Source organism: Mesorhizobium sp. WSM4989, assembly GCF_029625795.1.
In the GTDB taxonomy this organism is placed as follows: Bacteria; Pseudomonadota; Alphaproteobacteria; order Rhizobiales; family Rhizobiaceae; genus Mesorhizobium.
The window spans coordinates 380,449-406,733 of the sequence record NZ_JARTVN010000003.1 but is presented as its reverse complement, the minus strand read 5'-3'; the positions used below and the strand labels follow the sequence as shown (position 1 = coordinate 406,733).

Annotated in this window: 30 protein-coding genes, 1 other RNA gene and 1 pseudogene; 20 read left to right on the top strand and 12 right to left on the bottom strand. The window is 63.4% G+C overall.

Annotated features, from left to right (window positions below; translation table 11 throughout):
- The first annotated feature begins 3 nt into the window (after positions 1-3).
- From livM to P9217_RS26840, 9 genes and pseudogenes are all read left to right on the top strand, one after another.
- Positions 4-1,395: a high-affinity branched-chain amino acid ABC transporter permease LivM gene (gene livM, locus P9217_RS26880; protein WP_095824103.1), complete on the top strand. Its 1,392-nt coding sequence runs from the start codon at positions 4-6 to the stop codon at positions 1,393-1,395.
- Positions 1,395-2,480: pseudogene (locus tag P9217_RS26875) on the top strand (ABC transporter ATP-binding protein); the annotation flags it as partial. The gene livM and the pseudogene P9217_RS26875, both read left to right, overlap by 1 nt.
- Positions 2,481-2,500: 20 nt before the next feature.
- On the top strand, positions 2,501-3,229 hold the full coding sequence (locus tag P9217_RS26870; RefSeq protein WP_095782595.1) for an ABC transporter ATP-binding protein: 729 nt from the start codon (positions 2,501-2,503) through the stop codon (positions 3,227-3,229).
- A gap of 17 nt (positions 3,230-3,246) precedes the next feature.
- The gene (locus P9217_RS26865; protein ID WP_067001681.1) at positions 3,247-3,594 is read left to right on the top strand and encodes a DUF6867 family protein; all 348 of its coding nucleotides are present in this window, start codon (positions 3,247-3,249) and stop codon (positions 3,592-3,594) included.
- Positions 3,595-3,732: 138 nt separating this feature from the next.
- Complete coding sequence (locus P9217_RS26860; RefSeq protein ID WP_067001684.1) at positions 3,733-4,851, top strand: branched-chain amino acid ABC transporter substrate-binding protein; 1,119 nt, start codon at positions 3,733-3,735, stop codon at positions 4,849-4,851.
- A gap of 263 nt (positions 4,852-5,114) precedes the next feature.
- The gene (gene pyc, locus P9217_RS26855; RefSeq protein ID WP_278088165.1) at positions 5,115-8,573 is read left to right on the top strand and encodes a pyruvate carboxylase; all 3,459 of its coding nucleotides are present in this window, start codon (positions 5,115-5,117) and stop codon (positions 8,571-8,573) included.
- A 355-nt stretch (positions 8,574-8,928) separates the two neighbouring features.
- Positions 8,929-9,189, top strand: a complete 261-nt coding sequence (locus tag P9217_RS26850) for a DUF2312 domain-containing protein (protein WP_067001689.1) — start codon at positions 8,929-8,931, stop codon at positions 9,187-9,189.
- Positions 9,190-9,310: 121 nt separating this feature from the next.
- Positions 9,311-9,751 carry a hypothetical protein gene (locus P9217_RS26845; protein ID WP_127241613.1) on the top strand — a complete coding sequence of 147 codons (441 nt, stop codon included), beginning with the start codon at positions 9,311-9,313 and terminating at the stop codon, positions 9,749-9,751.
- 7 nt (positions 9,752-9,758) lie between these two features.
- Positions 9,759-10,058, top strand: coding sequence for a hypothetical protein (locus P9217_RS26840; protein ID WP_095824100.1), 300 nt, complete (start codon positions 9,759-9,761; stop codon positions 10,056-10,058).
- 51 nt (positions 10,059-10,109) lie between these two features.
- On the opposite strand, the gene msrB is transcribed toward P9217_RS26840, so the two are convergent.
- From msrB to P9217_RS26810, 6 genes are all read right to left on the bottom strand, one after another.
- Entirely contained in the window at positions 10,110-10,514 is a 405-nt protein-coding gene (gene msrB / locus P9217_RS26835) for a peptide-methionine (R)-S-oxide reductase MsrB (RefSeq protein ID WP_067001694.1), read from the bottom strand.
- 136 nt (positions 10,515-10,650) lie between these two features.
- Complete coding sequence (locus P9217_RS26830; RefSeq protein WP_278088164.1) at positions 10,651-11,841, bottom strand: VWA domain-containing protein; 1,191 nt, start codon at positions 11,839-11,841, stop codon at positions 10,651-10,653.
- A gap of 10 nt (positions 11,842-11,851) precedes the next feature.
- Complete coding sequence (locus tag P9217_RS26825) at positions 11,852-12,256, bottom strand: type II toxin-antitoxin system HicB family antitoxin (protein WP_095799753.1); 405 nt, start codon at positions 12,254-12,256, stop codon at positions 11,852-11,854.
- An 11-nt stretch (positions 12,257-12,267) separates the two neighbouring features.
- Positions 12,268-12,462, bottom strand: coding sequence for a type II toxin-antitoxin system HicA family toxin (locus P9217_RS26820; RefSeq protein WP_206519945.1), 195 nt, complete (start codon positions 12,460-12,462; stop codon positions 12,268-12,270).
- 52 nt (positions 12,463-12,514) lie between these two features.
- On the bottom strand, positions 12,515-12,961 hold the full coding sequence (locus tag P9217_RS26815) for a GNAT family N-acetyltransferase (protein ID WP_095799754.1): 447 nt from the start codon (positions 12,959-12,961) through the stop codon (positions 12,515-12,517).
- Between the two features lie 90 nt (positions 12,962-13,051).
- Complete coding sequence (locus P9217_RS26810; protein ID WP_127241614.1) at positions 13,052-13,891, bottom strand: MoxR family ATPase; 840 nt, start codon at positions 13,889-13,891, stop codon at positions 13,052-13,054.
- Positions 13,892-14,041: 150 nt separating this feature from the next.
- Between P9217_RS26810 and ssrS the strand changes: the two genes are divergently transcribed.
- The 5 genes from ssrS to P9217_RS26785 all read left to right on the top strand — a co-directional run bounded on the left by ssrS (position 14,042) and on the right by P9217_RS26785 (position 17,244).
- Positions 14,042-14,197: non-coding RNA, 6S RNA (gene ssrS / locus P9217_RS26805), on the top strand.
- Positions 14,198-14,279: 82 nt separating this feature from the next.
- Positions 14,280-14,864 (top strand): 5-formyltetrahydrofolate cyclo-ligase, encoded by a 585-nt coding sequence (locus tag P9217_RS26800; RefSeq protein ID WP_095799756.1) that lies wholly within the window; start codon positions 14,280-14,282, stop codon positions 14,862-14,864.
- A gap of 93 nt (positions 14,865-14,957) precedes the next feature.
- Positions 14,958-15,401, top strand: coding sequence for a DUF3592 domain-containing protein (locus P9217_RS26795; RefSeq protein WP_278088163.1), 444 nt, complete (start codon positions 14,958-14,960; stop codon positions 15,399-15,401).
- A gap of 170 nt (positions 15,402-15,571) precedes the next feature.
- A complete protein-coding gene (locus P9217_RS26790; RefSeq protein WP_095824096.1) occupies positions 15,572-16,393 on the top strand; it encodes a YmdB family metallophosphoesterase in 822 nt (273 codons plus the stop codon).
- 83 nt (positions 16,394-16,476) lie between these two features.
- Positions 16,477-17,244 carry a TerC family protein gene (locus tag P9217_RS26785; protein ID WP_127241646.1) on the top strand — a complete coding sequence of 256 codons (768 nt, stop codon included), beginning with the start codon at positions 16,477-16,479 and terminating at the stop codon, positions 17,242-17,244.
- Position 17,245: 1 nt separating this feature from the next.
- Here P9217_RS26785 and P9217_RS26780 read toward each other — a convergent pair whose 3' ends face one another.
- Together P9217_RS26780 and P9217_RS26775 are read right to left on the bottom strand one after the other, a co-directional pair.
- Entirely contained in the window at positions 17,246-17,635 is a 390-nt protein-coding gene (locus tag P9217_RS26780; RefSeq protein WP_278088162.1) for a VOC family protein, read from the bottom strand.
- A gap of 26 nt (positions 17,636-17,661) precedes the next feature.
- Positions 17,662-18,144: an SRPBCC domain-containing protein gene (locus P9217_RS26775; protein ID WP_067001716.1), complete on the bottom strand. Its 483-nt coding sequence runs from the start codon at positions 18,142-18,144 to the stop codon at positions 17,662-17,664.
- 51 nt (positions 18,145-18,195) lie between these two features.
- Between P9217_RS26775 and P9217_RS26770 the strand changes: the two genes are divergently transcribed.
- From P9217_RS26770 to P9217_RS26760, 3 genes are all read left to right on the top strand, one after another.
- Positions 18,196-18,519 (top strand): helix-turn-helix domain-containing protein, encoded by a 324-nt coding sequence (locus P9217_RS26770; protein WP_127241645.1) that lies wholly within the window; start codon positions 18,196-18,198, stop codon positions 18,517-18,519.
- A 217-nt stretch (positions 18,520-18,736) separates the two neighbouring features.
- Positions 18,737-19,486 carry a YebC/PmpR family DNA-binding transcriptional regulator gene (locus P9217_RS26765; RefSeq protein WP_095799759.1) on the top strand — a complete coding sequence of 250 codons (750 nt, stop codon included), beginning with the start codon at positions 18,737-18,739 and terminating at the stop codon, positions 19,484-19,486.
- 32 nt (positions 19,487-19,518) lie between these two features.
- Positions 19,519-19,830 carry a SelT/SelW/SelH family protein gene (locus P9217_RS26760; RefSeq protein ID WP_095799760.1) on the top strand — a complete coding sequence of 104 codons (312 nt, stop codon included), beginning with the start codon at positions 19,519-19,521 and terminating at the stop codon, positions 19,828-19,830.
- A gap of 29 nt (positions 19,831-19,859) precedes the next feature.
- Here P9217_RS26760 and P9217_RS26755 read toward each other — a convergent pair whose 3' ends face one another.
- Positions 19,860-20,336, bottom strand: a complete 477-nt coding sequence (locus P9217_RS26755) for a DUF1772 domain-containing protein (protein ID WP_067001727.1) — start codon at positions 20,334-20,336, stop codon at positions 19,860-19,862.
- A 1-nt stretch (position 20,337) separates the two neighbouring features.
- Complete coding sequence (locus P9217_RS26750; protein ID WP_278088161.1) at positions 20,338-21,171, bottom strand: NAD(P)H-binding protein; 834 nt, start codon at positions 21,169-21,171, stop codon at positions 20,338-20,340.
- A gap of 111 nt (positions 21,172-21,282) precedes the next feature.
- On the opposite strand from P9217_RS26750, the gene P9217_RS26745 reads away from it, so the two are divergent.
- Complete coding sequence (locus P9217_RS26745; RefSeq protein ID WP_067319486.1) at positions 21,283-21,921, top strand: TetR/AcrR family transcriptional regulator; 639 nt, start codon at positions 21,283-21,285, stop codon at positions 21,919-21,921.
- Positions 21,922-22,013: 92 nt separating this feature from the next.
- Here P9217_RS26745 and rpmE read toward each other — a convergent pair whose 3' ends face one another.
- The gene (gene rpmE, locus P9217_RS26740) at positions 22,014-22,235 is read right to left on the bottom strand and encodes a 50S ribosomal protein L31 (RefSeq protein ID WP_040974396.1); all 222 of its coding nucleotides are present in this window, start codon (positions 22,233-22,235) and stop codon (positions 22,014-22,016) included.
- Positions 22,236-22,440: 205 nt separating this feature from the next.
- Here rpmE and P9217_RS26735 point away from each other — a divergent pair, with 205 nt between their 5' ends.
- Complete coding sequence (locus tag P9217_RS26735; RefSeq protein ID WP_067319702.1) at positions 22,441-24,243, top strand: ABC transporter transmembrane domain-containing protein; 1,803 nt, start codon at positions 22,441-22,443, stop codon at positions 24,241-24,243.
- 19 nt (positions 24,244-24,262) lie between these two features.
- On the opposite strand, the gene P9217_RS26730 is transcribed toward P9217_RS26735, so the two are convergent.
- Positions 24,263-25,747, bottom strand: a complete 1,485-nt coding sequence (locus tag P9217_RS26730; RefSeq protein ID WP_067319484.1) for a peptidase M32 — start codon at positions 25,745-25,747, stop codon at positions 24,263-24,265.
- A gap of 147 nt (positions 25,748-25,894) precedes the next feature.
- Between P9217_RS26730 and P9217_RS26725 the strand changes: the two genes are divergently transcribed.
- Positions 25,895-26,248 carry a DUF1304 domain-containing protein gene (locus tag P9217_RS26725; protein ID WP_067319482.1) on the top strand — a complete coding sequence of 118 codons (354 nt, stop codon included), beginning with the start codon at positions 25,895-25,897 and terminating at the stop codon, positions 26,246-26,248.
- Positions 26,249-26,285 lie beyond the last annotated feature (37 nt).

Below are 26,285 nucleotides of genomic sequence, written 5' to 3'. Positions count from 1 at the left end.
CTCATGGCCGTTACCGTTTCTCCGGAGCGCGACGTCGTCGCTACTCCCATCCAGCGCGCGTTCCGCGAAGCGCTCTACGCCGGCGCCATCGCGCTCGGCCTGTTCGTGCTGTTCATCGGTCTCAGGACCGATCAGAACATCAACAACGAGCTGATCCTGGTGCAGCGCTGGGGCCTGCTCGCCCTGGTGGTCCTCGCCGTTGTCGTCGGGCGCTTCCTCTATGTTGCCTATGCGGTTCCGGCGCTCGAACGATCAAGGGCTGAAAGGGCCAAGGCGCCTGCAGTCGCCGTGGAGCCCGGCTTCGTGCGGCGAAACTTCAACAAGATCGGCGCCACGGTGCTGATCCTCTATCCAGTGGCGATGGTGCTCCTGTTCGGCTTCCAGGGCTCGCTCAAATGGGTCGACAATTTCGGCATCCAGATCCTGATCTATGTGATGCTGGCCTGGGGCCTCAACATCGTTATCGGGCTAGCCGGCCTGCTCGACCTCGGCTATGTCGCCTTTTACGCCGTTGGCGCCTATGCCTATGCGCTGCTCGGCACGCATTTTGGCCTGTCGTTCTGGATCCTGCTGCCTGCCGCCGGCGCCATGGCCGCCTTCTGGGGCGTCATGCTCGGCTTCCCGGTGCTGCGGCTGCGCGGCGACTATCTGGCGATCGTCACGCTCGCCTTCGGCGAGATCATCCGTCTGGTGCTGATCAACTGGCGTGAGGTGACCAACGGCTCGGCCGGCATTTCCGGCATCCCGAAGGTCTCCTTCTTCGGGCTCATGTCGTTCAACGTCTCGGACCCGAACTACATCGCCAAGGTGCTGGGCATCGCCCAGTCGGGCGCCTACTACAAGATCTTCCTCTATTATCTCATCCTGGCGCTCTGCTTCCTCACCGCCTTCGTCACCATCAGGCTGCGCCGCCTGCCGGTGGGCCGCGCCTGGGAAGCGCTGCGCGAGGACGAGATCGCCTGCCGCTCGCTCGGCATCAATACCACCACCACCAAGCTGACGGCGTTCGCCACCGGCGCCATGTTCGGCGGCTTCGCCGGCTCGTTCTTCGCCGCGCGCCAGGGCTTCGTCAGCCCGGAATCCTTCGTCTTCCTTGAATCGGCGATCATCCTGGCCATCGTCGTGCTCGGCGGCATGGGCTCGTTGGGCGGTATCGCGGTGGCGGCGCTGGTGATGATCGGCGGCACCGAGATCCTGCGCGAGTTGGGCTTCCTCAAGGTGGTGTTCGGTCCGGACTTCACGCCGGAGCTCTACCGCATGCTATTGTTCGGCGTTGCGATGGTGATCGTCATGCTGTGGAAGCCGCGCGGCTTCGTCGGCAGTCGAGAACCAACAGCCTTCCTCAAGGAGCGAAAAGCGGTCTCAGGCTCCTTCACCAAGGAGGGCCACGGCTGATGAACGCGCAAGTTTCCATGAACGACTTCATCCTGCAGGTCGAGCATCTGTCGATGAAGTTCGGCGGCCTGATCGCCATCGGCGACCTGTCGTTCCAGGCCAAGCGCGGCGAGATCACCGCGCTGATCGGACCGAACGGCGCCGGCAAGACGACCGTGTTCAATTGCATCACCGGCTTCTACAAACCTTCGGAAGGCATGATCACGCTCAGCCGGCGCGACGGCTCGAACTATTTGCTCGAGCGCCTGCCCAATCACGAGATCCCCGCGCGCGCCAAGGTAGCGCGCACCTTCCAGAACATCCGCCTGTTCTCGGGCATGACGCTGCTGGAGAACCTCCTGGTCGCCCAGCACAACAAGCTGATGAAGGCCTCGGGCTATACCTTCCTCGGCCTGTTCGGCTTCTCCAGCTACCGGCAGGCCTCGGCTGAATCGATCGATCTCGCCAAGCACTGGCTGGAAAAGGCCAATCTCGTCGACCGCGCCGACGATCCGGCCGGCGACCTGCCCTATGGCGCGCAACGGCGGCTGGAGATCGCGCGCGCCATGTGCACCGGACCTGAGCTTTTGTGCCTCGACGAGCCGGCCGCCGGTCTCAATCCGAAGGAATCGGCCTCGCTCAATGAACTGTTGATGGACATCAAGGACAACACCGGCACGTCGATCCTGCTCATCGAGCACGACATGTCGGTGGTCATGCAGATCTCCGACCACGTCGTGGTGCTGGAGTACGGCCGCAAGATCTCCGACGGCAGCCCGCAGTCGGTCCGGACCGATCCGCGCGTGATCGCCGCGTATCTCGGCGTCGACGACGAGGAAGTGGAAGAGGTGCTGACCGAAGTCGGCGACGAGGATGTCATCGAGCAGCTGGATACCGGGCCTGATGCGGCGCACGGGCCGGGCAGTTCCGCCTCGATGATGGCGGGGCCGGTTTCCGACACTGTCGAACACGCGGACGAGGGCGAACGGGTCATGGTATCGAGAGGCGCCTCGAAAGCGGCTCAGGTCGATGCCAAAGCCAAAACGCCAAGAAAGTCGTCCGAGCGGGCCACGGGCAAGCCGGCCGCGAAATCCTCGACAGCCAAGCCGCGCGGAGGGCGTAAGTAATGGCCGGCACAACGCTGCTCGATATCAAGGGCGTGCAGACCTATTACGGCAACATCCGCGCGCTGAACGGTGTCGACGTCACCGTCAACCAGGGTGAGATCGTGGCGCTGATCGGCGCCAACGGGGCGGGCAAGTCGACGTTGATGATGACGATCTTCGGCGCGCCGCGTGCGCGCAGCGGCACCATCACCTTTGCCGGCAACGACATCACGCAGTTGCCGACCCACGAGATCGCGCGGATGCGCATCGCCCAGTCGCCGGAGGGACGCCGCATCTTTCCGCGCATGACGGTGATGGAAAACCTGCAGATGGGCGCCAGCCTCGACAACCTCAAACATTTTGACGAGGATGCCGAGAAGGTGTTTTCGCTGTTCCCGCGGCTGAAGGAGCGCATCGGCCAGCGCGGCGGCACGCTGTCGGGCGGCGAGCAGCAGATGCTGTCGATCGGGCGTGCGCTGATGGCCCGGCCGAAGCTGCTTCTGCTCGACGAGCCGTCGCTGGGCCTCGCGCCGCTGATCGTCAAGCAGATCTTCGATGCCATCCGCGAATTGAACCGGACCCAAGGGCTGACCGTGTTCCTGGTCGAGCAGAACGCCTTCGGCGCGCTGAAGCTCGCCAACCGCGGCTACGTGATGGTCAACGGCAATGTGACGATGAGCGGCACCGGCAAGGAGCTGCTCGCCAATCCGGAAGTGCGCGCCGCCTATCTCGAAGGCGGCCACCACTGAGTTCAGGAGACTTCATCATGCAAGGCATTCTCTACGAGGAAGCCTCGATCTGGCAGTTCCTGTTCGTCACCTGCCTGCTCGGCGGATGGGCGGCGTGGATGACCGGCAAGGCGAGCGCGCAGACCTGGCGCAGCTTCTTTCAGCTGTTCCTCTATATGCTCGGACTCGGCATCGGCATAAGGTTCATCCACCACGCGCTGTTCGACGGCACGATGTTTTCGCTGCACTACTATATCGTCGACACCATCGTGCTGATGATACTGGGCTTCCTTGGGTATCAATACACGCGCACGAACCAGATGGTCACTCAGTATAATTGGCTCTACGAAAGAGCCTCCTTATTGAGCTGGAAACCAAAGGGTTGACGTTCATGATCAACGCCGTTCCGGGAATGAATTTGGCGTGACAAGTGCCTGAAAATCGGCATTCTATGCTTTCTGCGATAAGGGTGGGCATCGCATGAAAGTATCATCCACGCCCACTCCGTAAATGGGAGCGTTTCAATGAAAAAATCACTCTTGTCCGCCGTGGCGCTGACCGCGTTCATCGCGTTCAGCGGCAGCGCGTGGGCCGACATTCTGATCGGCGTCGCCGGTCCGATCACCGGTCCGAACGCGGCCTTCGGCGCGCAGCTGCAGAAGGGCGCCGAACAGGCGGTCGCCGACATCAACGCGGCCGGCGGAGTCCTCGGCCAGCAACTTAAGCTGAGTGTGGGTGACGACGTGTCGGATCCGAAGCAGGGCATCTCGGTCGCCAACAAGTTTGTCGCCGACGGCATCAAGTTCGTCGATGGCCACTTCAATTCGGGCGTCTCAATTCCTGCGTCGGAAGTCTATGCCGAGAATGGCATCCTCGAAATCACGCCGGCCGCGACCAATCCCAAGTTCACCGAACGCGGCATGTGGAATACGTTCCGCACCTGCGGACGCGACGACCAGCAGGGCAAGGTTGCCGGCGACTATGTCGCCAAGAACTTCAAGGACGCCAAGATCGCGCTCATCCATGACAAGACCCCTTATGGCCAGGGCCTTGCCGACGAAACCAAGAAGGCGCTCAACGCCAATGGCGTCAACGAAGCCATGTATGAAGGCATCAATGTCGGCGACAAGGACTTCTCGGCGCTCATCGCCAAGATGAAGGAAGCTGGTATCTCCGTCGTCTACTATGGCGGCCTGCATACGGAGGCCGGCCTCATCATCCGCCAGCTCGCCGACCAGGGCCTCAAGGCCCAGTTCATGTCGGGCGACGGCATCGTGTCGAACGAGCTCGCCTCGATCGCCGGCGACGCCGTCCAAGGCACGCTGATGACGTTCGCGCCGGATCCGCGCAAGAACCCGAACGCCAAGGAGCTCGTGGAGAAGTTCCGCGCTGCCGGTTTCGAACCGGAGGCTTACACGCTCTACTCCTACGCCGCGATCCAGATCATCGCTGCGGCCATCACGAAGACCGGCTCCGCCGACGATGCGCAGAAAGTCGCCGAGACGATCAAGTCGGGCGGCCCCTGGAAGACCGCCATCGGCGACATTGGTTATGACTCCAAGGGCGACATCACCCGCCCGGACTACGTCATGTACACCTGGAAGAAGGGCGAAGACGGCAAGTACTCCTACTTCGAGCAATAAGCCGGCAAAGAAGATCCGACTTTCCGAGATGCCCGGCGCTGAGCGCCGGGCATTTTTTGTTTGGCTGGGCATCCAGCCTGCCATCATGTCCCCGCCAGGTTCGTCGGCGTTGTCGTCCAGGCGCTCGGAGGCCGTTGCGAGGTTTTGGCGCAAACAAGAGATTTAAATCGATTGAAGTGTCGCGCTATTTTGTTTGCGCTGCAGCATTTTCACGCTAATCATTGCGCCGGTTCACCTCACCTTCCGCTACTGGAGCCCAGTCCTTGGCAATCACGAAAATCCTCGTCGCCAACCGGTCCGAAATCGCCATCCGCGTCTTTCGCGCGGCCAACGAACTAGGCCTCAAAACCGTGGCGATCTGGGCGGAAGAGGACAAATATTCGCTGCACCGCTTCAAGGCCGACGAAAGCTACCAGGTCGGGCGCGGTCCGCATCTCACCAAAGACATGGGTCCGATCGAAAGCTATCTGTCGATCGACGAGGTGATCCGCGTCGCGCGCCTCTCGGGTGCCGATGCGATCCACCCCGGCTACGGCCTGTTGTCGGAAAGCCCCGAATTCGCCGAGGCCTGTGCTGCCGCCGGCATCACCTTCATCGGGCCGAAGCCCGAGACGATGCGCCGGCTCGGCAACAAGGTGGCGGCGCGCAACCTGGCGATCGAGGTCGGCGTGCCGGTCGTGCCCGCCACCGATCCGCTGCCCGACGATATGGACGAGGTGAAAAAGCTCGCTGCGGAAATAGGCTATCCGGTGATGCTCAAGGCCTCGTGGGGTGGCGGCGGCCGCGGCATGCGCGCCATCCGCGCTGAAGCCGACCTCACGCGCGAAGTCATGGAAGGCAAACGCGAGGCGAAGGCCGCCTTCGGCAAGGACGAGGTCTATCTCGAAAAGCTGATCGAGCGCGCCCGCCATGTCGAGGTGCAGGTGCTGGGCGATACCCAGGGCAATGCCGTGCATCTGTTCGAGCGCGACTGCTCGATCCAGCGCCGCAACCAGAAGGTCGTCGAACGTGCGCCGGCTCCCTACCTCGGCGAGAAACTGCGCGAGGAACTCTGCGGCTACGCGCTGAAGATCGCGCGCGAGACCAGCTACATCGGAGCCGGCACCGTCGAGTTCCTGCAGGACGCCGACACCGGCAAGTTCTATTTCATCGAGGTCAACCCGCGCATCCAGGTCGAGCATACCGTCACCGAGATGGTGACCGGCATCGATATCGTGAAGGCGCAAATCCACATCCTCGACGGCTTCGCCATCGGCACGCCGGAGTCCGGCGTGCCGGCGCAGAAGGACATCAAGCTCAACGGCCACGCCCTGCAGTGCCGCATTACCACCGAGGACCCGGAACACAATTTCATCCCCGATTACGGGCGCATCACCGCATATCGCGGCGCCACCGGCTTCGGCATCCGGCTCGACGGCGGCACCGCCTATTCGGGCGCGGTCATCACCCGGTTCTACGATCCGCTGCTCGAAAAGGTGACGGCCTGGGCGCCGACGCCGGCCGAGACGATCGCGCGCATGAACCGGGCATTGCGCGAGTTCCGCATCCGCGGCGTCGCCACCAATCTCACCTTCCTCGAAGCGATCATCAACCACCCGAGCTTCGCCGACAATTCCTACACCACCAAGTTCATCGACACGACGCCGGAGCTGTTCGAGCAGGTCAAGCGGCAGGACCGCGCCACCAAGCTGCTCAACTATCTCGCCGACGTCAGCGTCAACGGCCATCCCGAGACGCGCGGACGGCCGGTGCCGAAGGCGGATGCGGCGGCACCTGTGGTGCCCTATCTCAACGGCAAGGTGCCGGACGGCAGCAAGCAGCGGCTCGACGCGCTTGGGCCTCAGAAGTTCGCGGCATGGATGCGCGAGCAAGCCCAGGTGCTCGTTACCGACACGACGATGCGCGACGGACACCAGTCGCTGCTCGCCACCCGCATGCGCACCTACGACATCGCCGGCATCGCCGGCACCTATGCGCGGGCGCTGCCGCAACTGCTCTCACTGGAATGCTGGGGCGGCGCCACCTTCGACGTCGCCATGCGCTTCCTCACCGAGGATCCATGGGAGCGTCTGAACAGAGTGCGCGAGGCAGCCCCCAATCTTCTGCTACAGATGCTTCTGCGCGGCGCCAACGGCGTCGGCTACACCAACTATCCCGACAATGTCGTGCAGCATTTCGTCAAACAGGCAGCTGCCGGCGGCGTCGACCTGTTCCGCGTCTTCGATTGCTTGAACTGGGTCGAGAACATGCGCGTCGCGATGGACGCGGTGGGTGCCGAGGGCAAGCTGATCGAAGCGGCGATGTGCTACACCGGCGACATACTCGATCCGGCGCGCGCCAAATACGACCTGAAATATTATGTCGGGCTGGCGAAGGAACTGGAAGCGGCCGGCGCGCATATCATCGCCGTCAAGGACATGGCGGGCCTGTTGAAGCCCTCGGCGGCGCGCGTGCTGTTCAAGGCCCTTCGCGAAGAGACCGACCTGCCGATCCATTTCCACACGCATGACACCTCCGGCCTGTCGGCGGCGACGGTGCTGGCGGCGGTCGAGACCGGCGTCGACGCCATCGACGCGGCGATGGATTCGTTCTCCGGCAACACCTCGCAGCCTTGCCTCGGCTCGATCGTCGAGGCGCTCAAGGGCACCGAGCGCGACCCCGGCCTCGACCCGCAGTGGATCCGCCACATCTCGTTCTATTGGGAAGCGGTGCGCAACCAATACGCCGCTTTTGAAAGCGACCTCAAGGGACCGGCCTCGGAAGTCTATCTGCACGAGATGCCGGGCGGCCAGTTCACCAATCTCAAGGAACAGGCGCGCTCGCTTGGGCTCGAAACGCGCTGGCACGAGGTGGCGCAGGCCTATCACGACGTCAACCTGATGTTCGGCGATATCGTCAAGGTGACGCCGTCGTCGAAAGTGGTCGGCGACATGGCGCTGATGATGGTGAGCCAGGACCTCACGGTCACCGATGTCGAGAACCCGGCGAAGGACATCGCCTTCCCGGACTCGGTCGTCTCGATGCTGCGCGGCGATCTCGGCCAGTCGCCGGGCGGTTGGCCGCAAGCGCTGCAGAAGAAGGCGCTGAAGGGCGAAAAGCCGATCACCGTCCGGCCGGGCTCGCTGCTCAAGCCGGCGAACCTCAAGGCCAGCCGCAAGGAGATCGAGGAGAAGCTCGAGCGCAAGCTCACCGAGTTCGAATTCGCCTCCTGGCTGATGTATCCGAAAGTCTTCACCGACTTCGCCGCCGCTCAGGAGACCTATGGCCCGGTCAGCGTGCTGCCGACGCCGACCTATTTCTACGGCATGAAGTCGGAAGACGAGATCTTCGTCGACATCGAGAAGGGCAAGACCCTGGTGATACGCTGCCAGGCGTTCGGCGACGTCGACGAAAAAGGCATGGTCACCGTCTTCTTCGAGCTCAACGGCCAGCCGCGTCGCGTGAAGGTGCCGGACCGCGCGCATGGCGCTTCGGCCGCCAAGGCGCGGCGCAAGGCCGAGCCGGGCAACGAGGCGCATGTCGGGGCGCCGATGCCGGGCGTGGTGTCGGCTCTTGCCGTGGCGCCAGGCCAGGCGGTCAAGGCGGGCGACGTGCTGCTCTCGATCGAGGCGATGAAGATGGAGACCGCGTTGCACGCCGAGCGCGACGGCGTGGTGGCAGAGGTGCTGGTCAAGGCCGGCGACCAGATCGATGCGAAGGATTTGCTCATCGCCTTTGGCTGAATGTGCTGATCTTCAGGTGAGGCCGGCCTGCAAACGCCGGCTTCCTGGGGTTCCGGCCTTCGCCGCCGAAGCACTCACCAGGCACGTCGCAGTTAAGGCTACGGCCAGCTTAGGCCCGTGCCCACGTACTCCAAGCACGCTCGGCTCCGGTTCTCGGAACAACCGTTCTCGCCCGCTTCGCGCCCGTCTTCGACTCCGGCTCGGCCTGACCAGAATCTCAGCACAGCCTGGGGTGCTCCAACCCTTCATGCCGCATCGATAATGTCTTGACCCGCCGCGCCTGCTCGGGCATCGAACCCGCTCCAATTTTGCCGGGCGGGAATCGCCGTGGCGCAAAAAAACGCGGAGAGAAAAAATGGCCGACGAGATCACCGAGACCAGCCAGACTGTAGCCGCCGGCCAGCTGCGCGCCATCATCGAGCGCATCGAGCGGCTCGAGGAAGAAAAGAAGACGATTTCCGACGACATCAAGGACGTCTATGGCGAGGCCAAGGGCACCGGCTTCGACACCAAGGCGATCCGCACCATCGTCCGGCTGCGCAAGAAGGATCAGGCCGAGCGCCAGGAGGAGGAGTCGATCCTCGATCTGTACAAGGCCGCGCTCGGCATGGTGTAAGGCTCGCGGCTAGAGCAGTTCAGCGTTTTGATGGAATCGCTGAACTGCTCCAACGATTTGCTTTTGCGCAATTCCGGACGGAAACCGTTACACTTCCTGGAATTGCCTCTAGGGGGCGGCCATGAGTGAGTTCGACTTCGGCGGCTATCGCGCTTCGGAGTTCCGGCATCGCGGGTTCTGGGCGCTGTTCGCCGAACGGCACCCGGAAGAAAGGGCGCGGCTGGCGCGACGCGGGCCATGGTTCTGGCAGCGCGGAATGCCGGAGTTCGCCCTGGTGCTGTCCATGTATGTCGCGCCAAGCGAGAACGTGGTCGGCGTCTTCTTCGGCCGCAACGAGAAGCTCGGCGCGACGGAGGTCTGGACGCGGCTGATGCCATTCCAACCGGCGATCGAGGCGCGGCTGAAGCTCAGGCCGGAGCAGAGCGCGCAGAATCTCGGCATAAATTCGCAGTGGCGGGTCAACTGCTTTGCCGAGGACAATTGGCCGGCCATGGCCGACTGGCTGGCGACGGAATGCTCGCGCTTCGAGCAAGCCGTCACCCAAGTGCTGAGGCAGGAGTAGAGCACAGATGGTTGCCGGCTTCTTCCGCTCGCGCTGGCAAGGCATTGTGCCGCTCGACCGGCTGTTCTGGCGCGACATGCTGCTCGCCGGCACGGCGATCAACATCGCTTCGTCCGCGCTGGCGCTTGTCCTGCTTGGGCTGAAGCTGCCGCTCTGGCTGGTGCTCACGGTGCATTTCCTTCCCGCCCCCTACAACATCTTTCTCGCCCTTGCCGTCTGGCGGACGGCGGAAACGGCCGGCGGGTTCAAGGCGCAGTTGATGATGCTGGGCTCGGCGCTCTGGCTGATCGCGACGGTCGTCGTCTGAATCGAAAAGGGCGGCCGAAGCCGCCCTTACAAAGCTACCACGAACTGGCTGTCAGGCCGCCGGCTCGAAGCGCAGCGACACGCCGTTGATGCAATAGCGCAGGCCGGTCGGCGGCGGACCGTCCTCGAAGACATGGCCGAGATGGCTGCCGCAACGCGAGCAGTGGCACTCGGTGCGGACCATGCCGTAGCTGCGGTCGACGGTGGTCTCGATCGAGCCCGGGACCGGATCGTTGAAGCTCGGCCAGCCGGTTCCGCTCTCGAACTTCAGCTTGGATTCGAACAGCGGCTGGTCGCAGCCGACGCAGAAGAAAGTGCCGGCGCGCTTCTCGTAGAGCAGGGCGCAGCTGCCGGGACGCTCGGTGCCGTGGTTGCGCATGACGGCATACTGCTCCGGCGTCAGCCGGGCGCGCCACTCGGCATCGGTGCGGGTGACGGGATAGGCGTGGGTGTCCATGAAATCTCCTCGGCCTTGGCGGCTCGTTGTTGGTTGGCATGTCATGTTCGCACGAAGATAGGTGTTTGTTACACCACTGACCAGCGCTGGGACTGACAACGCAATCGCCGCTGGTTTCCGCGAATTACTGTCACGCTCAATGCTTCCTCGATAGCTGCTTCGTTGCCGCTTCGAGCCCGGCAAGCGTCAGCGGGAACATGCGGCCGCCGAAGATGTCGCTGATCATCGCGATGGAATGGGTGTAGCGCCAGTTCTTCTCAGCCTCAGGGTTCAACCAGACCGCGTTCGGCCACTGCTGCAGCAGCCGACCGAGCCAGACGCCGCCGGCCTCCGGGTTCCAGTGCTCGACCGAGCCGCCGGGATGCGCAATTTCGTAAGGGCTCATCGAGGCGTCGCCGACCACGATCACCTTATAGTCCGGCCCATATTTGTGGATGAGGTCGAAGGTGGGGATTGTCTCGGCCAGGCGGCGGCGATTGTCCTTCCAGACGCGCTCGTAAAGACAGTTGTGGAAGTAGTAATACTCGAGCTGGCGGAATTCGGCGCGCGCGGCGGAGAACAGCTCCTCGACGGTTTTGACGTGACCATCCATCGAGCCGCCGACGTCGAAGAACATCAGGAGCTTCACCGCGTTGCGCCGCTCCGGCCGGGTTCTCAAGTCCAGATAGCCGTGCTCGGCGGTGGCGTGGATGGTGCCGGGCAGGTCGAACTCTTCCTCGGCGCCCTCGCGCACCCAGCGCCGCAGCCGCTTCAGCGCCACCTTGATGTTGCGGGTGCCGAGCTCGATCGCGTCGTCGAAGTTCTTGAACTCGCGCTTGTCCCAGACTTTCACTGCGCGACGGTGGCGGCTTTCGTGCTGGCCGATGCGCACGCCTTCCGGATTGTAGCCATAGGCGCCGAAGGGCGAGGTGCCGCCGGTGCCGATCCATTTCGAGCCGCCCTGGTGCCGGCCCTTCTGCTCCTCCAGGCGCTGCTTTAGCGTCTCCATCAGCTTGTCGAAGCCGCCCAGCGCCTCGACCAGCTTCTTCTCCTCGTCGCTCAGGTGCTTTTCGGCGAGCCGGCGCAGCCATTCCTCGGGGATGTTGGCGACGTCGACAGCGTCCGGACCGGCGAGCGCTTCGACGCCCTTGAAGACATGCGCGAACACCTGATCGAAACGGTCGATATGGCGCTCGTCCTTCACCAGGGCCGAGCGCGCGAGGTAGCAAAAACCCTCGACGTCGTAGTCGACCAGCCCAGCTTCAAGGCCTTCGAGCAGCGACAGATACTCCCGGAGCGAAACGGGAACCCGCGCGGCTTTTAGTTCAAGGAAGAAGGGGATGAACATCGCCAGACGGCTATCTCTGCCCCTCGATCTTTTCACGCGCGGCACTCGCAATGAAGGCAGAGCGCGTCAGGCCCCGGCGGCTGGCTTCAGTATCGATCGCCGCAAGCAGACCAGCGTCCAACGACAGGTTTGCCCGGACTGACCGACCGGAGTCGATCAGCAGCGGGATCATGACGGCAGACTCGCCTGCGGCGCTATCGATCTCACCTGATCGTAACAAGTCCGCCACCGTTCGTGCTTCGGGTAACGAGACGTGCTTTGCCAACCGAGTTTCGGCCCATTCGCGTATCGCCGATGCTGCATCGGCAATCGCCTCCTCGGGGCTGGCGCCGCCGCCATGGCAGCCCGGGAGGTCGGGGACCCGGATTCCCCAGACATTATCCGCGCCGTCCAGAACTCCGATATAATGCGTCATGCGATCATGCCTCAAATCCATCCGGCGAGCTTGGCGATCGAGCGTGCAACGCCCGGAGATTGCTCGCGGTGCCGCGGCACGATGATGGTCACATCCGGTTTTCCCGGGTGCTCGTATTTGTCGTGCTTGCCGCCTCCGACGCTCGACCAGCCGTCGCGCAAAAGCCGCGCTATGATCTTGCGCGTGTTAGTCTCAATCAGCGGCACGGCGGCTTTCCAATGCGCAATATATTGCGCAGCTGGACCGGTTTCAACCGTTTCACAACAGATCGTACTCGATGAAGCCCGTGCGCCGGGCCACATGGTCGTACAGCCGGCGCGCGGTGGCGTTGGTCTCGTGCGTCATCCAGTAGACGTTCTTCACGCCGATCTTGCCGGCCTCGTCCTGCACCGCTTTGATCAACGCCGCGCCGATGCCCTTGCCGCGCACTTCGGGGTCGGCGAACAGATCCTGCAGATAGCAGGTGTTGACCTCGGACCAGCAGGAGCGGTGGTAGAGATAGTGGGTCAGGCCGACGGCCTTGCCCTCAAGCGTGGCGATAAAGCCTTTCGGCTCGAACTCGCCAGGCGTGAACAGGCGCTTCCAGGTGACGTCGTAGACCTCTTCCGGCAGCTTGGTCTCGTAGAAGGTGAGGTAGGCGGTCCATAGCCGGCGCCAGTCGGAGCGGTCGGACTGGGCAAGCGGGCGGACGGTGATCTCGGACATGTTTTCCTCCAACGTTTTGGTCGGAAGCTGCGGCAACCGCCGCCTGTCGGGAACGGTCCACAGACGGACAAAGCGCTATTGCTGCCAAGCCTATTGCTGGCGCCTGGCCATGAAGGCCAAGCGTTCGAAGAGGTGCACGTCCTGCTCGTTCTTGAGCAGCGCGCCATGCAGCTTCGGCAACATATTCTTCGGATCGGCGCGCAGATCCTCCGGCGCGATGTCGTCGGCGACCAGCAGTCGGATCCAGTCGAGCGCTTCGGAGGTAGATGGTTTCTTCTTCAGCCCGGGCACGTCACGGATCTCGTAGAACTGGGTAAGCGCGGCCCGCACGAGATTCTGCTTGATGCCGGGATAATGCATGTCGACGATCCGGTGCAGCGTCTCGATATCGGGGAAGCGGATGTAGTGGAAAAAGCAGCGGCGCAGAAAGGCGTCCGGCAACTCCTTCTCGTTGTTGGAGGTGATGATGACGATCGGCCGAAATTCGGCGCGGATGGTCTCGCCGGTCTCGTAGACGAAGAACTCCATCCGGTCGAGTTCCTGCAGAAGATCGTTGGGGAATTCGATGTCGGCCTTGTCGATCTCGTCGATCAGGAGAACGACCTTTTTCGGTGCCGCGAAGGCGTCCCACAGCTTGCCGCGTTTGATGTAGTTCTTGATGTCGCTGAACCGGTCGTCACCGAGCTGGCTGTCGCGCAGCCGCGAGACGGCGTCATACTCGTAGAGCCCCTGCTGCGCCTTGGTGGTCGATTTGACATTCCATTCGATGAAATCGAGGTCGAGCGCCGCCGCCACTTGACGGGCGAGTTCGGTCTTGCCGGTGCCCGGCTCGCCCTTGACCAGCAACGGTCGCTCCAGAGCGATCGCGGCGTTGACCGCCACCATCAAATCCTTGTCGGCGACGTAAGCCGCGGTGCCTTCGAAACGCATTTCTTCTCCTGATCGTTGGGCCGCGACCCTAAGGACGCTGGCCGGGCTGTGCAAGGCATGACAACGCTGCAAGGCCCATGACGCAGATTTGCGGCCGCTTGGAGCGGTGTCCTTCTGGCGCTCGGTCAACCATGGGCCTATATTGGTTTTGGCGGTCTGCGCTTCCCGGCAGGAGAAACTTATCCCCGGGGCCTTATCGATCCTTAGGGAGCTGTCCCTGGGAAGACCCGTGGGTTTTCTCACACGGCGCCCACCTACTTTGTAGGCACCCGGGATCGACCTCTCCACCGGTTGTGTGGATCGCCACTCTCCCGTTTTTGAATTTGATGCGGTAGAAAGCGTCGCTCCTGCAACTTCGTCCGGATACGACCTTTTCTAACGTCTGCGCATGACCTCATCAAAAGACCTGAAAAAACAGCTTCGCAAGGAAGCTCTGGCGCGGCGGGATGCGCTGGACGAATTCTGGCGGGTCGAGATCGCGCTCGAAATGGCTGAGACGGCGCGTGACCAGATCGCCGTCGAACCGGGCCAGATCGTCTCCGGCTTCTGGCCGATGCGCTCCGAGGTCGATGTGCGGCCGCTGATGTTCGCGCTGCGCGAGAAAGGCGCCAGGCTTTGCCTGCCGGCGATCCTCGACAAGACAACCATCGTCTTCCGCGAGCTGGTGCGCGGCGCGCCAATGGTCGAGATGGGTTTCGGCACGGTCGGACCGCACGAGGAGGCCGAAGAGCTCGACCCCTCGCTCATGTTTGTTCCGCTCGCAGCATTCGACGCGCGCGGCCACCGCATCGGCTACGGCGCCGGCTATTACGACCGAGCGATCGCCAGGCTGGCCGACAAAGGGCTGGCGCCGCGGCTGATCGGCATTGCGTTCGACTGCCAGGAGGTGTCGCAAGTGCCGGATGAGAACCATGACGTGATCATCCCGGAAATACTCACCGAGAGCGGGTTACGCCGGTTTACCGCCTCTTAGAATATTCCGACCCGCTTCGCGCGATTCCAATCCCTATCCAACAGTATTCCTGCTATCCAATCCAAGTTGAGGCTAGCAAGGGATTTTGTCTTCATGCGATTCATCCTGATGCCGTTTGCTCTGATCGCGGCAGCACTGTTTGCGATGGGATTGCATATCACCGGAACCACCCTGTACCACCAAGCGGCCTGGGGGCAGACGGTCGCTACCGTGACGGATGTCAGTCCTTTCACTGAAATGCACAAAAATGGCCTCGCCATAGAGCGCATCAATGTCGCCCTCGCCTATGTGGTTGACGACGTGCCGATGACCTGGTCCGGAAAGGGAAACCTTGTCGGTCTCCACGAGGCGTCGATCGGCGACAAGGTGAAATTCTACTACGACCCTGGCGATCCAGCGACCCTCGATACCGCCGGAATGAAGGGCTGGCGCGGCATGCTGTTGATCCTTGCAGGTACCGGCGGCTTCACCGTTCTACGTTTGGTTCTTCTGGCTGCGCGGACGGAGCGCGCGTTAGACGTCGCCTTCGGCTGCTAGGACGGGGCGGTGGTGCCGTATAAGACCATCATGTGATCATCGCGGAAATACTCACCGGGAGCGGGTTGCGCCGGTTCACGCCGCAATTGTAGAACAGCGGTTGAGAAACGCATGATCTTTTGCGGAAAGTCATGCAGCTTTTGCTTGGCGGACTTTCGACGCGGGATCGTATGAGACTTCTCTTCCTCGGCGACATGGTCGGAAAAACTGGGCGCACGGCGGTGTGGGAACAGCTGCCGGGCTTGATATCCGACTTCAAGCTCGACTTCGTCATCGTCAATGGCGAGAACGCCGCGGGCGGCTTCGGCATCACCGAGGAGATATTTCGCGAGACGCTCGCGGCGGGCGCGGATGTCGTCACCACCGGCAACCATGTCTGGGACCAGCGCGACGCGCTGGTCTTCGCGCCGCGCGAGGAGCGCTTCCTGCGCCCTTCCAATTTTCCCAAGGGCACGCCGGGGCGTGGTTCCGGCGTCTATATCGCCAGGAACGGCGCGCGGGTGCTGGTCGCCAACATCATGGGGCGCGTCTTCATGCATCCCGAGCTCGACGATCCGTTCCAGGCCGGCGAGCGCGAGCTTGCGGCCTGTCCGCTTGGCGAACAGGCCGACGCAGCAGTGATTGATTTCCATGCCGAGGCGACTTCGGAAAAGATGTGCTTCGCGCATTTCGTCGACGGCCGAGCCAGCCTTGTGGTCGGCACCCACACGCACCAGCCGACCGCCGATCATCAGATACTCAACGGCGGCACCGCCTATATTTCGGACGCCGGCATGTGCGGCGACTATGATTCCTCGCTCGGCATGGACAAGGAAGAGCCGCTCAACCGCTTCCTGTCGAAAGTGCCGAAAGGTCGTTTCGAGGCCGCGAATGGACCGGCGACGCTGTGCGGCGTCGGCGTGGAAATCTCCGACCGCACCGGGCTCGCCGAGAAGATCGCGCCGTTTCGCCGCGGGCCGAGACTCGAGGAAACCGCGCCGTCCTTCTGGTGATGATATTGATATGAGCACCGGTCGTACCTAACTGGCGACGAAACCCGCGAAAACTGCTCTAGATCGTAGAGGGGACGACCTCCATGCAGCTTGTCGAGTTCCTGGCGCCGCACTTTGCCTTTGTCTCCGATCCCACAGCCTGGATCGCGCTGCTGACGCTGGTGGTGCTGGAGGTGGTGCTCGGCATCGACAACCTGATCTTCATCTCGATCCTGACCAACAAGCTGCCGGAAACGCAGCGCGCCCGCGCCCGCAAACTCGGCATCTCGGCGGCACTGGGCATGCGGCTGGTGCTGCTCGCCACGATCTCGATCATCGTGCAATTGACGACGCCGGTGTTCACGGCGTTCGGGCATGGCTTTTCCTGGCGCGACCTGATCCTGATCGCCGGCGGCCTGTTCCTTGTCTGGAAGGCGACCAAGGAAATCCACCACACGGTCGATCCGCAGGATCATCAGGACTCGATGATGGGCGGCACACTGCAGATGAGCCTGGCCGGCGCGATCTTCCAGATCCTGCTGCTTGACCTCGTCTTCTCGATCGATTCCATCATCACCGCCGTCGGGATGACCGACGAGATCGCCATCATGTACATCGCTGTCATCGTGGCGGTGAGCGTGATGATGCTGGCGGCGACGCCGCTCGCCAACTTTATCGCCAAGAACCCCACAATCGTGATGCTGGCGCTCGGCTTCCTGCTGATGATCGGCATGACGCTGATTGCCGACGGCATGGGCTATCACGTGCCCAAGGGCTACATCTACGCCGCCATGGGTTTTTCCGCGCTGGTCGAGGGCCTCAACATGCTGGCGCGGCGTCGAAAGAAGCAGCGGTCCGGCGGCGGGCATTAAACTAGGGCAGGTTGATCTGCCAGGAAACGCCGAAGCGGTCGTTGAGCCAAGCGAAACGGCGGCTGAAGCCGTAATCGTCGGTCGGCATCAGAAACGCGCCGTCCTTGGCCAGCACCCCGACAATGCGATCGAGCTCCTCCTCGGAGGAACAGTCGACGAAGAGCGAGAACGACGGCGTGAAGGAGAAGGCGTGATGCACGGGGCTGTTGAAGACCATGACCTCAGTGCCGCCGATCACGAGACGGGCCAGCTTGAGCGCACGTTCGGGCCCGTCCTCACCGGCGCCATAGCGTGTGACGTCGACAACGCGGCTTTCTGGAACGGTGTCGCAATAGAGGGTCATGGCCTTCTCGGCCTGACCTTCGAACATCAGGAACGGCGTTACCTTCACGGCCGGGCCTCCTCGCTCAAAGGGAGTCAAATATTGGTCTCGTTGGCCGGCTCGCCTTTCATCTCGGCGCGATAATAGCCGTCGCGCAAATTGATGCCGTATTCGAGATACGCCTTCATGCAGGCGAGCATCTGCGACCAGCCCTCGCAATTGAGGTAGGATTTCTTCAGTCCGACCTCGCCTTCGTGCCAGCCGGCCTCGGCGATGGTAACGAAGGTGCCGCCGTCGTCCAACGGCTCGAAGTTCATCTCGATGCGTGTCTTGTAGGCCGGCTTGCCGTCAGTGTCGGCCGCGTCCCAGCGCAGCACGATACGCCTATCCTTGATCACCTCGTCGACCTCGACCGGCACCGTCTTCCACCAGGTGACGGTGGTGCCGGCGACCAGCGGAGCAGAGGCGCCGCCAATGGTGGTGAAATAGCCGCTGAGCTTCGTCGGGTTGACCACGGCGTCGAAGACTTCGGCGACCGGCTTGCCGATGCGTCCGGAAATCCTGAATCCAAGAGACATATCCACAGCTCCTTCCTTGCCTCGTGAAACAATATGTTATAAAAACATAACATGTCAAGCCCAACCTCGGACGATCGTGTTTTCAAGGCCTTGGCGCACTCGCGCCGGCGCGAGTTGCTCGACCGGCTCAAGGATCATCCGCAGACCACCGGGGCGCTCTGCGAGGCTTTCCCGGACATGGATCGCTGCACGGTCATGATGCATCTGAAAGTGCTGGAAGAGGCCGATCTGGTCGTGGCGAGGCGCGAGGGGCGCGAGCGCTGGAACCATCTCAACGCGCTGCCGATCAGGCAGATCCACGACCGCTGGATCGGCCAATATGCGGGCCATGCGATCAGCATCCTCGACCGGCTGAAGTCGGATCTGGAGGGATGATGCCGCGCTGCAAGGGCAATCTCGGTCTGTCCGCCGTCAGGGTCGACGGTCCGGCTGGACGAATTGAGCCGATTTATCTATAAGCCGGCCATTCCGACAGAGAGCCCCGCGGGCCTTCGCAGGCACGCTTGCAGCGTTCTGAAATTTTGAATTCGAGCATTTGCCGGGTGATCGCGCCCGGCCGAGAAATGCTCTAGCCGAACACGACAGGGGTGCCATGGCTGGCCATTCGCAGTTCAAGAACATCATGCACCGGAAAGGCCGCCAGGATGCGGTGCGGTCGAAAATGTTTTCCAAGCTGGCACGCGAAATCACCGTCGCCGCCAAGACCGGCACGCCGGACCCGGCGATGAACCCGCGGCTGCGCCTTGCGGTGCAGAACGCCAAGGCGGTGTCGATGCCGAAGGACAACATCCAGCGCGCCATCAACAAGGCCTCCGCCGGAGATGCCGAGAACTACGAGGCCGTGCGCTATGAGGGCTATGGCCCCGGCGGCGTGGCGCTGATCGTCGAGGTGCTGACCGACAACCGCAACCGCTCGGCGTCCAATGTGCGCGCCGCCTTCACCAAGGCCGGCGGGGCGCTCGGCGAAACCGGCTCGGTGTCGTTCATGTGGAACCGCGTCGGCGAGATCTATTACCCGGCTTCGGCCGGCAGCGCGGACACGGTGATGGAAGCCGCGATCGAGGCCGGTGCTGACGACGTCGACTCGGACGAGGAAGGCCACACCGTCTATTGCAGCTTCGAAAATCTCGGCGAGGTATCTAAGTCGCTCGAAGCCGCGCTCGGCGAAGCGGAGTCGGTCAAGCCGATCTGGCAGCCACAGAACAACGTGCCGGTCGATGAAGAACGGGCGCAGTCGCTGATGAAGCTGGTCGCCACCCTTGAGGACGACGACGACGTGCAGAGCGTCTACGCCAATTTCGAGGTCGACGACGAAACGATGGCCAAGCTCAGCGCGGCCTGATCGGCTGATCCATGAGCGGAACTCGATCCGACATGAGCGAGAAGCCGCGGCCCGCCATCCGCATCACCTACTGCACGCAATGCCAGTGGCTGCTCAGAGCCGGCTGGATGGCACAGGAGCTGCTCTCGACCTTCGGTACCGATCTCGGCGAGGTGACGCTGGTGCCGGGCACCGGCGGCATCTTCACGATCTCCTGCAACGACCAGCTTATCTGGGAGCGCAAGCGCGACGGCGGTTTTCCGGAGGCGGCGAAGCTCAAGCAGCTGGTCCGCGATGTCATCGACCCGGAGCGCGATCTGGGACACGCCGACCGCAAGACGCACAAGAAGACGGACCCCGCCTGAGGCGGTGTTTTATCCGCTGGCCGCTCTCTTCAAATCAGCGCCAGGATGAAGCAGGCCATCGCCACGATCGCGGTGATGGTGCGGACGTGGTTCCACATTACCCATTGGCGCAGATGGTTCGCCCACACGGCGGCGCCGTTGCTGCTGGCCGGGTCGACGGCGGCCAGGGCGTCGTTGAGCGGTACGTTGAACACCATGGTCACGATCGGGTTGCCGACGAGATAGATTACGGCGCCGGCAAGCAGCCAGTACGAGCCCGATTGGCTCCAGCCCATGATGACAGCGGCAATCAGCACCAGGCAGATGAGGCCGGTGCCGAAAAGCGCCGTCATGAAGGCGGGCGTAATTACGGTGATGTTGATCGAATTCATCGCTGCGATGCCGGCTGGGACGGGCAGCCTGGCAAGTGCTGCCATGACGAAATTGGAAAAGGCGAAGAAGACGCCGCCGACCACGCCAGAGCCGATCGCGGCAATGAAGGCGAGGGCGGGAAGAATTTTCATCATCTCAGTTACTCCAGACGCCGCTGGCTGCGGTTTCGGTTGCATAGGCGAAGAAGTCTTTCGGCCGGCGGCCGAGCGCGCGCTGCACGCCGTCGGTCAGCGATTCGTTGCGGCCGTCGAGCACCTCGGTGAAGAGCTCGTTGAGCAGCCAGGCGAATTCCGGCGGCAGGTTGTGCGCAGCCACCGTTTCGGTGAATTGGGCATGCGAGATCCGCCGATAGCGGATGTCGCGGCCAGTGGCTTTGCCGATTTCGGCGACGGCCTGAGCAAAGCTCAGCAGACGCGGGCCGGTGAGTTCGTAAAGCTGGCCGGCATGGCCCGGCTCCGTCAGCACGGCTTCGGCGACATCGGCGATATCGTCGACATCGACGAAGGGTTCGCCGACAGCGCCGACCGGCAGGGTGACTTCGCCTTCGAGTATGGATTCGATGAGGAAGCCTTCGCTGAAATTCTGCGAGAACCATGAGCAGCGCAGGATCGTCCAATCGGCACCGGAGACCTTGACCATTTCCTCGGCGCGCTGAGCCTCCGTCTCGCCGCGACCGGAGAGCAGCACCAGCCGCTTGATGCCGCGCTCGACGGCAAGTTTGGCCAACGCCTCGACAGTTTCGGCGGCGCCCGGCACCGCGATGTCAGGATAGCAGCTGATGTAGACGGCGCCGACGCCGTCGAGGGCCGCGCCCCAGGTGTTCTTGTCCGACCAGTCGAAGGGAGGCGTGCCTGCGCGGGAGCCGATCCGCACCGGGATCCTGCGGGCGATCAACCGTTCGACCAGCCGCCGGCCGGTCTTGCCGGTGCCGCCCAGGATCAAAATCGGTTTCTGTGACGTGTCGGTCATCTCGATCTCCTCGTTTTCTGAATATGAGTAATCCTCATGTTTGCAAAACGTGATAAACCCTCGTATTTTGTGAGTCAAGCCAGTTTCTCGAGGATCTTTCGGAGGAAGCTCATGCAAGGCAGGGTAGCCGCGAAGCTCGACCAGGAAATCGCAATGCCCCGGCGAGCGCCGACGCAGCAGCGCAGCCGCGAGCGGGTCGAGCGGATGCTTGCCGCCGCCGCGGCGCTGATCGCCGAGCAAGGCAGCGATGCCATGCGCATGGGCGAGGTGGCGGAAAGAGCAGGGGTGTCGATCGGCTCGCTCTACCAGTTCTTTCCCGACAAGCGGGCGATCGTCTGGGCGCTGGCCGAGCGCTACACCGCCGAAAGCCAGGCCTGCATCTCGGCGGCGCTGAAGGACGTCAGCGACGCCGAGGGGCTGAAGCGGGCGTTTTCGGAGCTGGTCGACATCTATTACGGGATGTTCCTGGCCGAACCGGTGATGCGCGACATCTGGTCGGGCACGCAGGCCGACAAGGCCTTGCGCGAACTCGAACTGGCCGACAGCCGGGCCAATGCCCGATTCCTCGTCGCGGTGCTGAAGCGGTTGCGTCCCGGCGCAGATACCGTGGCGATGGAGACGGCGGCGCTGCTAGTCTGGCAGATGGGCGAGGCGGTCATGCGGCTGGCGATCTCCGTCGACCGGGAGGAGGGCGACAGGCTGGTCGCGGCCTATAAGCGCATGGCGCTGCGGGAGCTGGTGGAAGGGTAGGTACAACCTGGTCGGGTTTCCCGCAGCGTCTGTGGCCAACAAAAAACCCGCCTCGGAGGCGGGTTTTTGATCTGCGACACGTTTAGAAAGGCTTAGAGGCCGAAACCTTCGAAACGCTTCTTGAACTTCGACAGGCGGCCGCCGCGGTCGAGCAGGGTCTGCTGGCCGCCGGTCCAGGCCGGGTGCGTGGTCGGGTCGATGTCGAGGTTCATCGTGTCGCCTTCCTTGCCCCAGGTCGAGCGGGTCAGGTATTCGGTGCCGTCGGTCATGACGACCTTGATGGTGTGGTAGTCGGGATGGATATCGGCCTTCATTGTCGTGTTCCTGGCTTGCCGGCGCTGGTGACGGGCCGATGGCCTGCGTCGATGCGCCCCTTTTTAAAACTCGAAGCCGCAGCTAATGAAAAGCCACGGCTTCTAAAACGGTCGGCGAGCCTATACATCAGCCGGAATTGAATCACAAGGCCGCGGCAGGCGCATATTGAAGCGCATGACGAACACGCGGCCAGAGGAAACGCTCATGGCGGATATTGGTGTCAGTGGTGACGAGCGCAGGCGCTCGGTCCGGCCGCTCAGGAACCTTTTTCCGTACGTCATGCAGTACCGCAAACTGGCGGTCGGCGCGATCATATCGCTGATCGTTGCGGCAGGGACGACGCTGGCCCTGCCGATGGCCGTGCGGCGCATGATCGATCACGGCTTCCAGGCGGCGGGCACTACCTTCATTGCCGAGTATTTCGCCGCGCTGGTGCTGATGGCGGCCGTGCTGGCGGCGGCGTCCGCCAGCCGCTACTACTTCGTCATCACGCTCGGCGAGCGGGTCGTCGCCGACATCCGCCGCGATGTCTTCTCCCATGTCACGACGCTCTCGCCGGCCTTTTTCGATCGCTCGCAGTCGGGCGAGATCGTGTCGCGGCTTGCCGCGGATACCACGCAGGTGAAGTCGGCGGTCGGCGCCACGGCATCGGTCGCGCTGCGCAATCTCATCCTCGGCGTCGGTGCCGTGGCGATGATGGTCTTCACCAGCCCAAAACTGTCCGGCCTGGTACTGGCCGCCATCCCGCTGATCGTGCTGCCGCTCGTCGCCTTCGGCCGTTCGGTGCGGCGCAAGTCGCGGCTGGCGCAGGATACGCTGGCGGAAGCCACTGCCTATGCCAGCGAGCAGATCGGCGCCGTGCGCACGCTGCAGGCCTTCACCAACGAGAAGCTGGTGACGGGGCGCTTCTCGGCCGCCGTCGAGGCCGCCTTCGAGGCGGCGCGCACGTCGGTCTTCGCCCGCTCCTTTCTCACCTTCTTCGCCATCTTCATGATCTTTTCATCGGTGGTGGCGGTGCTCTGGTTCGGCTCGCGCGACGTGCTTGCCGGCACGATGTCGGCCGGCACGCTCGGCCAGTTCCTGCTCTATTCGGTGTTCGCCGCCGGCGCACTTGGCGCGTTGTCGGAAGTGTGGAGCGAGCTGTCGCAGGCGGCGGGCGCCGCCGAGCGTCTGACCGAGATCCTGGCCGAGAAGCCCGCCATTCAGGCGCCCGCCGATCCGCAGCCGCTGCCGGCCAAGGCCAAGGGCGCGATCAGCTTTGACGATGTCTCCTTCTCCTATCCCGCGCGGCCGGACCGGGCCGCCGTGCATGGGCTGAGCTTCCAGGTGAAGCCCGGCGAGACGGTGGCGATCGTCGGTCCTTCGGGCGCGGGAAAAAGCACCGTCTTCTCGCTTATCCTGCGCTTCTACGATCCGGAGAGCGGCCGTGTCGTCATCGACGGCGTCGATCTGCGCCAGGCCGATCCGGCCGCAATCCGCCAGCGCATCGCCATCGTGGCGCAGGACGTCACCATCTTCGCGGCCAGTGCTGCCGACAATATTGGCTTCGGCCGGCCGGGCGCCAGCGATGCCGAGATCGAGGCGGCGGCAAAGGCGGCGCTTGCCGACGAATTCATCGGCAAGCTTGAAAAGGGCTATGACAGCCAGGTCGGCGAGCGCGGTGTGACGCTTTCGGGCGGCCAGCGCCAGCGCGTGGCGATCGCCCGCGCCATTCTGCGCGACGCACCGATCCTGCTGCTCGACGAGGCGACCTCGGCGCTCGACGCCGAAAGCGAAACGCTGGTGCAGACGGCGCTGGAGCGGCTGATGCGCGGCCGCACCACCATCGTGATCGCCCACCGGCTGGCGACGGTACTCAAGGCCGACCGCATCCTGGTCATGGAAGGCGGGCGCATCGTCGAGGAAGGCACCCACCAAAGCCTTGTCGCCAAGGGCGGCACCTATGCGCGGCTCGCCAAGCTGCAGTTCGAGACCGGAGCGAGCGCCTTCAAGGGCGCGGCGGAGTAGCGCCCGCCGGCAGGCGTTATCAGTCGCCGTACCGCTTGCGCAGGTGCTCGGTGAAGTAAACGGCGTTGAGCTTCTCGCCGGTGGCGCGCTCGAGCAGGTCCGGCGTCGACCAGCGCGAGCCCTGCGACCAGATCTTGTCGCGTCGCCACTCATTGATGGCGCTGAAGTCGCCCTTGGCGAGATCTCCGTCGGCTGACGGATGCTCCCTGGTCAAGGCGGCCCACTGCTGTGCCGCCATCATGGCGCCCAGGGTGTAGGACGGGAAATAGCCGAAGGCGGCGCCCGGCCAGTGCACGTCCTGCATCGGCCCGTCGGCCGGGTTGTCGATGGTCGACAGGCCGAGATAGTCGCGCATCTTGGCATCCCAGGCCTCGGGCAGGTCGGCGGCCTCCAGCCGTCCTGAGACGAGCTCCTGCTCGAGCTCGTAACGCAGGATGACATGCAGCGGATAGGTGACCTCGTCGGCGTCGACGCGGATGAAGCCGCGTTCCACATGATGGACATGCGGCAGGATGTCGTCGATCGACCAGGCTTCGCCGAGATGCTTCTCGACAACCGGCAGCGCCCAGCGCCAGAAGGCGGGGTTGCGGCCGATCTGCTTCTCCACGAACAGGCTCTGGCTCTCATGCACGGCCATGCCGCGCGCCTTGCCGAGCGGCCAGTGCGACCAGGCTTTCGGCAGATTCTGTTCGTAAAGCGCGTGGCCGGTCTCGTGCAGCACTCCCATCAGCGCCGACAGGAAATCGGAAGTCTTGTAGCGGGTGGTGATGCGCACATCGGTCGGCACGCCGCCGCAGAAGGGATGGTGCGATACCGCCAGCGAGCCATGGGTGAGGTCGAAGCCGACCGCCGCCATCATGGCAAGACCAAGCTCGCGCTGCTTCTCGACGGCGTAGCTGCCGGAGAGCGGCTTGAGTGCGTGCTTCGCCAGCCGCGCATCCTGCATCGCCAGCGCATGCGGCAGGAAATCCTTGAGGAAAGCCTTCAGCTCGACAAACACCGGCGTGATGTCGGCGGCGCGGTTGCCGGGATCGTACTGCTCCATCAGCGCGTCATAGGGGGCGAGGCCGAGCGCCTCGGCGCGCAGCGCCGCTTCTTCCCGCACCAGCGTCACGACGCCTTCCAGTGCCGGCAGGAAGCCCGCCCAGTCATTCTTGGCGCGCAGGTCGCGCCAGAGCTGCTCGGAGCGCATGCGCGCCGTCGTCTGGCGCTCGACAAATTCGACCGGCAGGCAGGTGAGGTTGGTATATTGGCGGCGCAGTTCCCTCACCGCAGCCTGCTGCTCGTCGTTCAGCGGTTCGGCTTCGGCGGCGGCGATCCAGTCGCCGATCTCCGGTGCGGTAGCCTGGGCGTGCAGCATGCCGGCCAAGGCCGACATCGCCTCGGCGCGCTTCTCGCCGCCGCCAACCGCCATGTGGGTCGCCTCATCGGCGCCGAGAATGGCCAGCGCATGTTCCAGCGCTTCGAGCCTATGGCCGAGCTGATCGAGTTTTTGGAAGGACATGGAGGGTTTCCGGCTGCAAAGGGGTTGGCGCGAAAAGATACCAAGGCGCGCAGCTTGGCAACCCTGATCCGCCCGTTCCGGATCAGCCCATCTTGCCTTGCAACAGCGCTGCGTGATCAAGGTTGGGGCCAACGAGCGGAGGGGACAATGATCGGCAATATCCTGACCGGGCTGGTGGCGCTGATCCACTGCTACATCGTCTATCTGGAGATGGTGCTGTGGGACACGCCGCGCGGCCACAAGGCGTTCAACCTCAAGCCGGACTTCGCCAGCGCCTCGAAAGTGCTCGCCGCCAACCAGGGGCTCTATAACGGCTTTCTTGCTACAGGCCTGATCTGGGGGCTCTATCTCGGCACCGGTGGGTTCCAGATCAAGATGTTCTTCCTGCTTTGCGTTGCCGTCGCCGGCCTCTATGGCGGGGCGACCGTCGGCCGCAAGGTCCTGTTCGTCCAGACGCTGCCTGCGGTGCTTGCCATTATCGCGCTTTGGCTCGGCCGGTGACTGAAAAAAGGACGCCCTCGGGCCAGGTCCCTCGGGC